A 5,480-nucleotide genomic window follows, 5' to 3' on the forward strand; every position below is an offset into this window, starting at 1 on the left:
TATGTTAGACTACTACACCGTAAGGTGTGGAACATGTTAAGTTGATTGAACCGCCGTGTACCGAACGGTACGCACGGTGGTGTGAGAGGTCGGTAGGCGAAATAATCGCCTACCTCCTACTCGATTGATGGCGTGATACCTTTTTGATACCTATATGAGTGAATAATGAAAATTCTTATATCTCACGCATATAGATTTTTTCAAATTCTCCCCAAGGTGCCATTTTTTTGTCAATGACTTTAAAACCATACTTTTCGTAAAAATTTTCATGGTCACTAACCAAATAAACTTGATGAAATCCCTGTGTCTGTAAATAGGATATTGCATAAAAAATAAGTTTTTGGCTTAGGTGCTGTCCTCTGTACTTTTCATCAACAAACATATAGCCAATGTAAGGCGTATATGAAACATTTGGAATACAATCACTTTTTGCAACAGTACAGTAACCCGCAATATCATTTTCATGCAGAGCAACTATCACACGCTCCCAATCTGAAAAGATATTGTCAGACATACTTTGGGACAGAGATTTTCCAGCTCTCCATGAGCAGTTTTGTGCAAATTGGCTTACTTTTTTCCACATATCGTTAGATGATGTGATTGATAAAAAATTCATAGTAATTCCTCCGATTTTATTTATTGGAGGATTATTTTCTGTGTATCCTCCAAACACAATTTTGATTATTTTTCATATCTACATCAGTCCTTTCATAAATGTATTTTTATAAAGCAAATATGCTTATAATACGGAAGTTATTTTCTACGCCATTGGTAACTGCATTTTTTATCATCTTTTCCATTGTAATCAACTTTACTACTCGTAGCAGGCCAGTTGACTTTCCATTCAAAATATTCGTCCTCTGAAATCTCCCCACTCTTCAACTGCTCTTTCCTTAAATACCATTCTCGCATGAAATCATTGACTAAACCGTACTCTAGCCACATACCTACCGGAGCATGAGCAGGCCAGTCGTCATTGTCATAGTAAAGCACCGATTTATCATCAGAAGCGTTGCACTTGCCGGGATTGCGGACAAGCTGAAATAAATGGATCGTGCTACGGTCATCTTCATCAAGCCAAAGGAATGTAAGCATAATATCTTCGGTGCAGCCGGGGGTAACGCCAATAAAATGGATATAATTGACGTTCAGTATCTTTGCCATTTCCATTAAAGTGTTGTTTTTGGGAACACGATAGCCGGATTCATACTGTGCGATACGTACATCAGCATTTCGTTCCTCATATCCCAATTTTAAGCCTAGTTCACGCTGTGTCAAGCCCCGGAACGTGCGTATTCTCTTTATCCGTTCTCCTAATACCATAATCATGTGTCCTTTCTGAAAATTAGAATGATTGTTTTGAAATTATCATGTTACCTCTGCTCCATAACTCGTCTTTATATGCAAATACATCTTTATCAATCTTTCTTTCAACAAAGCCGACTTTTTCATAACATTGCTTCGCTAATGTGTTTTCATTGAAAACATTTAATTGAACCGCTTTTACTCCGGTTATTTGGAAAGCGTATTGCAGAGCCAGATTCAGCATTTCTTTTCCGTAACCTTTTCCACGTTTGGTTTTATCAACAATAACAAATTTAAGAAAACCGATATTGTCTGCTGTATTGACAGAATAACAGAAGAAGCCTATTGCTTGCCCGCTGTTTTCAGTTGCTACATAAGCGCTGTCCGTCCAGTCCATTGCATTTTTTTCTAATAAATCATGGAAAGATTTTTGTGTCATGGGGTATGGCAAAAGATTTGCACACCAAAAAGCATGAGTTCTTTCGTTATCAATCCATCTTGATACATATTCGTAATCTTTGCTTGATATATACGGTCGGATTCTCATAAATAGAATGTCCCCTTTCCAATTTATTTATAAATTTATTATAGGTAGTACACCATAATGTATTCTTCCTCATTCTCCTTTACAATCTCAAAGCCAATTTTTAGATACATCTTTGCCGCATAATTGGCTTTTTGAACGGAAAGAGAAACTTGTTCATACCCATGTGATTTAAGCAGGGTAAGAATTTCTTTCATCATAGCCGTTCCAATGCCAAAGCCCCGGTATTCTTTATAAAGAGAGATTGCCAAAGAGGGCGTTTCATCATTTATATGTCCGTAATCGTTCATAATGCGAACCCATACAGCCCCGACAATTTTACCGTCAACCTCTGCCGCTAATCCCCAATCATCTTTTGATTCCCCGAAACGCTCCACATAAACTTGCAATTCGGGAGATGTAATGATGGTTTCAGGTGGAGGTTCGATACCCTCTGGAATAAAGATTGCTTCATATAGAAAATTATCCAGTAACGGATATTCTTGTTTGTGTATTTCGCGTATCTTATAGTCCATAGCTGACCTCTCAATTCTGTGTTCTCTAAATATTCTAGCATAATTCAGACAATACAGCAACAAAAGTTTATCAAAAATGCTAAATTTAATAAAAAAGATAAGTTTAACGAATAAGCTATTGATAATAACAGAAATGTTAAGTATAATTCAGACACAGAGCTTAATAAAAATGCTAAATAAGGGGGATATTGAATGAAGAATGAACTATTTGTAACTGCCGGGGAGGTAGCGTAGGAGTTGGGGGGCCACACCATTTGCTTACAAATTAGTACGACAGATGAATGAGGAACTGGAAGAAAAGGGTTTTATCACAATTGCCAGACGAGTCAGCAGAAAATATTATGAAGAAAAATTCTATGGCATGGCGCAGGCGGGTGTGAGAACTCGTTCTCACACTCTTGCGGCGGTCGCCAAATGAATGTGCAAGCACATTCGCTTGGCTCGTCGCCCGCAGAAAATAAGGAGGGCAGATTATGGCGGCATATAAAGATGAACAGCGTGGAACTTGGTATGTATCGTTCCATTATTATGACTGGACGGGGAAGAACTGCCGAAAAGTCAAGAGAGGTTTCAAAACCAAAAGAGAAGCTACGGAGTGGGAACACCATTTCCGTATGAAAGAAGCGGCTGACTTGGATATGACTTTTGGGGAATTTGTGCAGGCGTACACAAGGGATATGAAACCGAAGATGAAACATAATACTTGACTGACAAAGGAGCATATCTTACACACAAAATTATTGCCATATTTTGAGAATAAGAAGATGTGCGATATTCGTGCAAAAGATATTATCCAGTGGCAGAATGAGCAGATTTCCTATCGTGATGTAAAAGGAAAGCCCTATGCGCCGACTTATCTGAAAACTTTGCAATCCAAATTGAGCGCATTGTACAATCATGCGGTACGGTTTTACGAATTAAAAAGCAATCCTGTTGTTGTCAAAGCCGGGCCGCTTGGAAAAAGCCATATTCCTATCAAGCATTTCAAATTAGAAAAATCTTTAGAACGATAAGAAATGTAGGGCGTGGCGGTTGTCATGCCTGTATTTTATGGTTGAAAATAGAGGATAAGAATGGTATAACTAAAACGTGAAAGATATAGATAAAGTGATTTGACGGAGGGTATATATATGAACAGATGTAAAAAGATAGCAATATTGGTATGTGCTCTTCTGACAGCATTAAATGTTACTGCTTGCGGACAAGAAAAAGGAGATGAAGTTGTCAATACTGATGAATCTCCTACAAGACAGCAAGAAAGCAGCGTGCAGACAGTTGAAGGTTCAGATTTGGAAATAAAAGAAAATGAAACTGCAAATGCAGATGAATCTTCTGAAAATCAGCAGGAAAGCGGTATACAGATAGATGAAAGTACAAATTTAGAAACAGAAGAATTATTAGATTTGTTTGTCAACGGTTCAATAAGTGCAATCAGTTCCGAAGATTCGACATCGGCATTCTATATTACCGAATTAGATATGGATTCTGGTGAATGGGATTCTTATTCCATTGGTGAAAGAGCCGATCTTGACAATGATGGGGAAAATGAACTGATTATTTGCGGACCTTATGGTGGCATATATCTTGATGCGCGTGATAATAAGGTCTATGAATTTGCTGTGGGAGAGGGTGATGCGCTAGTGCTTTCTTATGTTGTTTATAATGGCTCTACATGGATTATGCACAGCAACAGAATGAATACAGGATATGAAGCATACCATATGGAAAAATTTGAAGGAGCAGATAATTTAGTTGCAGAAATGAATTTTTATGAAGAACTTGTTGATGATAATGTGGAGGGCAAAGAAAAATATACATTGAATGGAACAGAAATACCTTATGATGAATATTTTGAATTATGTAGCAAGATTTTTGCAACTGAAGTAACTACAACTAAATGACAACTTAGCACCATGTAACTTAAAGCAGATAAGGGAAATGATAACATGGCAGTTTACAGTTTATAGGTGGATTGCCATATTTTTGTGGAAAAATGGGCGTTTCTGTGGTAATATATGCTTATTGGACTACTAATGTCCAATAAGATATAGAGGCAAAGATAAAAACACAACGCAAGGCAACCTTGCAGAACTGGTAGGTAGTCCAGTCGCACCGATTTAGTGTAAGTAGCCCTCCCTCCTTAGGGTCGTCCGTTCTTTGTTCATCACAATTATTTTAAGGAGGAATTGTCATGGACAAAGTATCGGGAAAATTGACAGTATTTTTTGAGGAACCGTTTTGGGTGGGAGTGTTTGAATGTGTATCAGATGGAAAGCTATCTGTGTGTAAGGTTACGTTTGGGGCAGAACCAAAAGACTATGAGATTTATGAGTTTGTTCTGAAAAATTACTATCGGTTACGATTGAGTCCGGCTGTGGCAACAGATGTCAAAGAAGCTGGTCGCAATCCTAAACGGGTACAGCGTGAAGTACGGAAACAAGTACAGAATACCGGGATAGGTACAAAATCGCAGCAGGCTTTAAAATTACAGCAGGAGCAGTTGAAAACTGAACGCAAAACTGTGAGCCGGAAGCAACGGGAAGCAGAAAAGCAACGGCAGCTTGAGCTGAAACAGCAGAAAAGGAAAGAGAAGCATAGGGGTAGATAATATTGCCCCAATTGTGTTGAATTTGTAATTGAAAGTGAGGAAAATGGAATGCCATATATTACGGTCGAAAGTGGAGCATTATCAGACGAGCAAAAGGAGCTGCTAATTAAACGCCTAACAGAAGTGTCTTCTGAAATTATGAAAGTGCCACAGGAGTTTTTTATTACTACAATTAAAGAAGTATCTGATAAAAATTTTGGGATTGGCGGGAAAACGATTGATATAGTCAAAGAAGAATATATAAAGAAACATCAATAGTTTATGATAGGTATGTTGAAACGTGGCATAAGATTCACTCCAACACAGCCGGATGTTATGGCGATATTGGAGAATTTGAGGAAAGGCAGATAAAATTTCCTTGTTGGTGTAATAATTACATGATGCTAGAGCGTGTTTGAAAATTACCAACTTTTGGTCATTTTATCCAAATTAAGATTGAAGCAAGGCATACGAATCCCATATATGTGAAAGCCAGCTTATCATACCGGGTTGCAATGCGGCGGAATCC

9 protein-coding genes and 1 pseudogene are annotated in these 5,480 nt (G+C 38.0%); 5 read left to right on the top strand and 5 right to left on the bottom strand.

Translation table 11 applies throughout. The annotated features are described in order from the left end of the window. Nucleotides 1-175 precede the first annotated feature (175 nt). The 4 genes from NSB25_RS28540 to NSB25_RS28555 form a co-directional block, all read right to left on the bottom strand. On the bottom strand, nucleotides 176-616 hold the full coding sequence (locus tag NSB25_RS28540; RefSeq protein ID WP_103242716.1) for a GNAT family N-acetyltransferase: 441 nt from the start codon (nucleotides 614-616) through the stop codon (nucleotides 176-178). 137 nt (nucleotides 617-753) lie between these two features. Beyond that, nucleotides 754-1,323: a helix-turn-helix domain-containing protein gene (locus NSB25_RS28545; RefSeq protein ID WP_103242717.1), complete on the bottom strand. Its 570-nt coding sequence runs from the start codon at nucleotides 1,321-1,323 to the stop codon at nucleotides 754-756. 22 nt (nucleotides 1,324-1,345) lie between these two features. Then, nucleotides 1,346-1,852, bottom strand: coding sequence for a GNAT family N-acetyltransferase (locus NSB25_RS28550; protein ID WP_103242718.1), 507 nt, complete (start codon nucleotides 1,850-1,852; stop codon nucleotides 1,346-1,348). Between the two features lie 38 nt (nucleotides 1,853-1,890). Continuing rightward, the gene (locus NSB25_RS28555; RefSeq protein WP_103242719.1) at nucleotides 1,891-2,364 is read right to left on the bottom strand and encodes a GNAT family N-acetyltransferase; all 474 of its coding nucleotides are present in this window, start codon (nucleotides 2,362-2,364) and stop codon (nucleotides 1,891-1,893) included. 473 nt (nucleotides 2,365-2,837) lie between these two features. On the opposite strand from NSB25_RS28555, the gene NSB25_RS28565 reads away from it, so the two are divergent. The 5 genes from NSB25_RS28565 to dmpI all read left to right on the top strand — a co-directional run bounded on the left by NSB25_RS28565 (nucleotide 2,838) and on the right by dmpI (nucleotide 5,230). Next, complete coding sequence (locus NSB25_RS28565) at nucleotides 2,838-3,071, top strand: Arm DNA-binding domain-containing protein (protein ID WP_242982645.1); 234 nt, start codon at nucleotides 2,838-2,840, stop codon at nucleotides 3,069-3,071. A 15-nt stretch (nucleotides 3,072-3,086) separates the two neighbouring features. Continuing rightward, nucleotides 3,087-3,377 (top strand): tyrosine-type recombinase/integrase, encoded by a 291-nt coding sequence (locus NSB25_RS28570; protein WP_330406392.1) that lies wholly within the window; start codon nucleotides 3,087-3,089, stop codon nucleotides 3,375-3,377. 117 nt (nucleotides 3,378-3,494) lie between these two features. Next, nucleotides 3,495-4,265 carry a hypothetical protein gene (locus tag NSB25_RS28575; RefSeq protein WP_103242720.1) on the top strand — a complete coding sequence of 257 codons (771 nt, stop codon included), beginning with the start codon at nucleotides 3,495-3,497 and terminating at the stop codon, nucleotides 4,263-4,265. Nucleotides 4,266-4,555: 290 nt separating this feature from the next. After that, nucleotides 4,556-4,972, top strand: coding sequence for a YjdF family protein (locus tag NSB25_RS28580; RefSeq protein ID WP_103242721.1), 417 nt, complete (start codon nucleotides 4,556-4,558; stop codon nucleotides 4,970-4,972). Between the two features lie 48 nt (nucleotides 4,973-5,020). Further along, nucleotides 5,021-5,230 (top strand): 4-oxalocrotonate tautomerase DmpI, encoded by a 210-nt coding sequence (dmpI, locus tag NSB25_RS28585; protein ID WP_103242722.1) that lies wholly within the window; start codon nucleotides 5,021-5,023, stop codon nucleotides 5,228-5,230. Between the two features lie 157 nt (nucleotides 5,231-5,387). On the opposite strand, the pseudogene NSB25_RS28590 reads toward dmpI, so the two are convergent. Then, nucleotides 5,388-5,480: pseudogene (locus NSB25_RS28590) on the bottom strand (IS5/IS1182 family transposase); the annotation flags it as partial.

Source organism: Acetatifactor muris, assembly GCF_024623325.1.
In the GTDB taxonomy this organism is placed as follows: Bacteria; Bacillota; Clostridia; order Lachnospirales; family Lachnospiraceae; genus Acetatifactor; species Acetatifactor muris.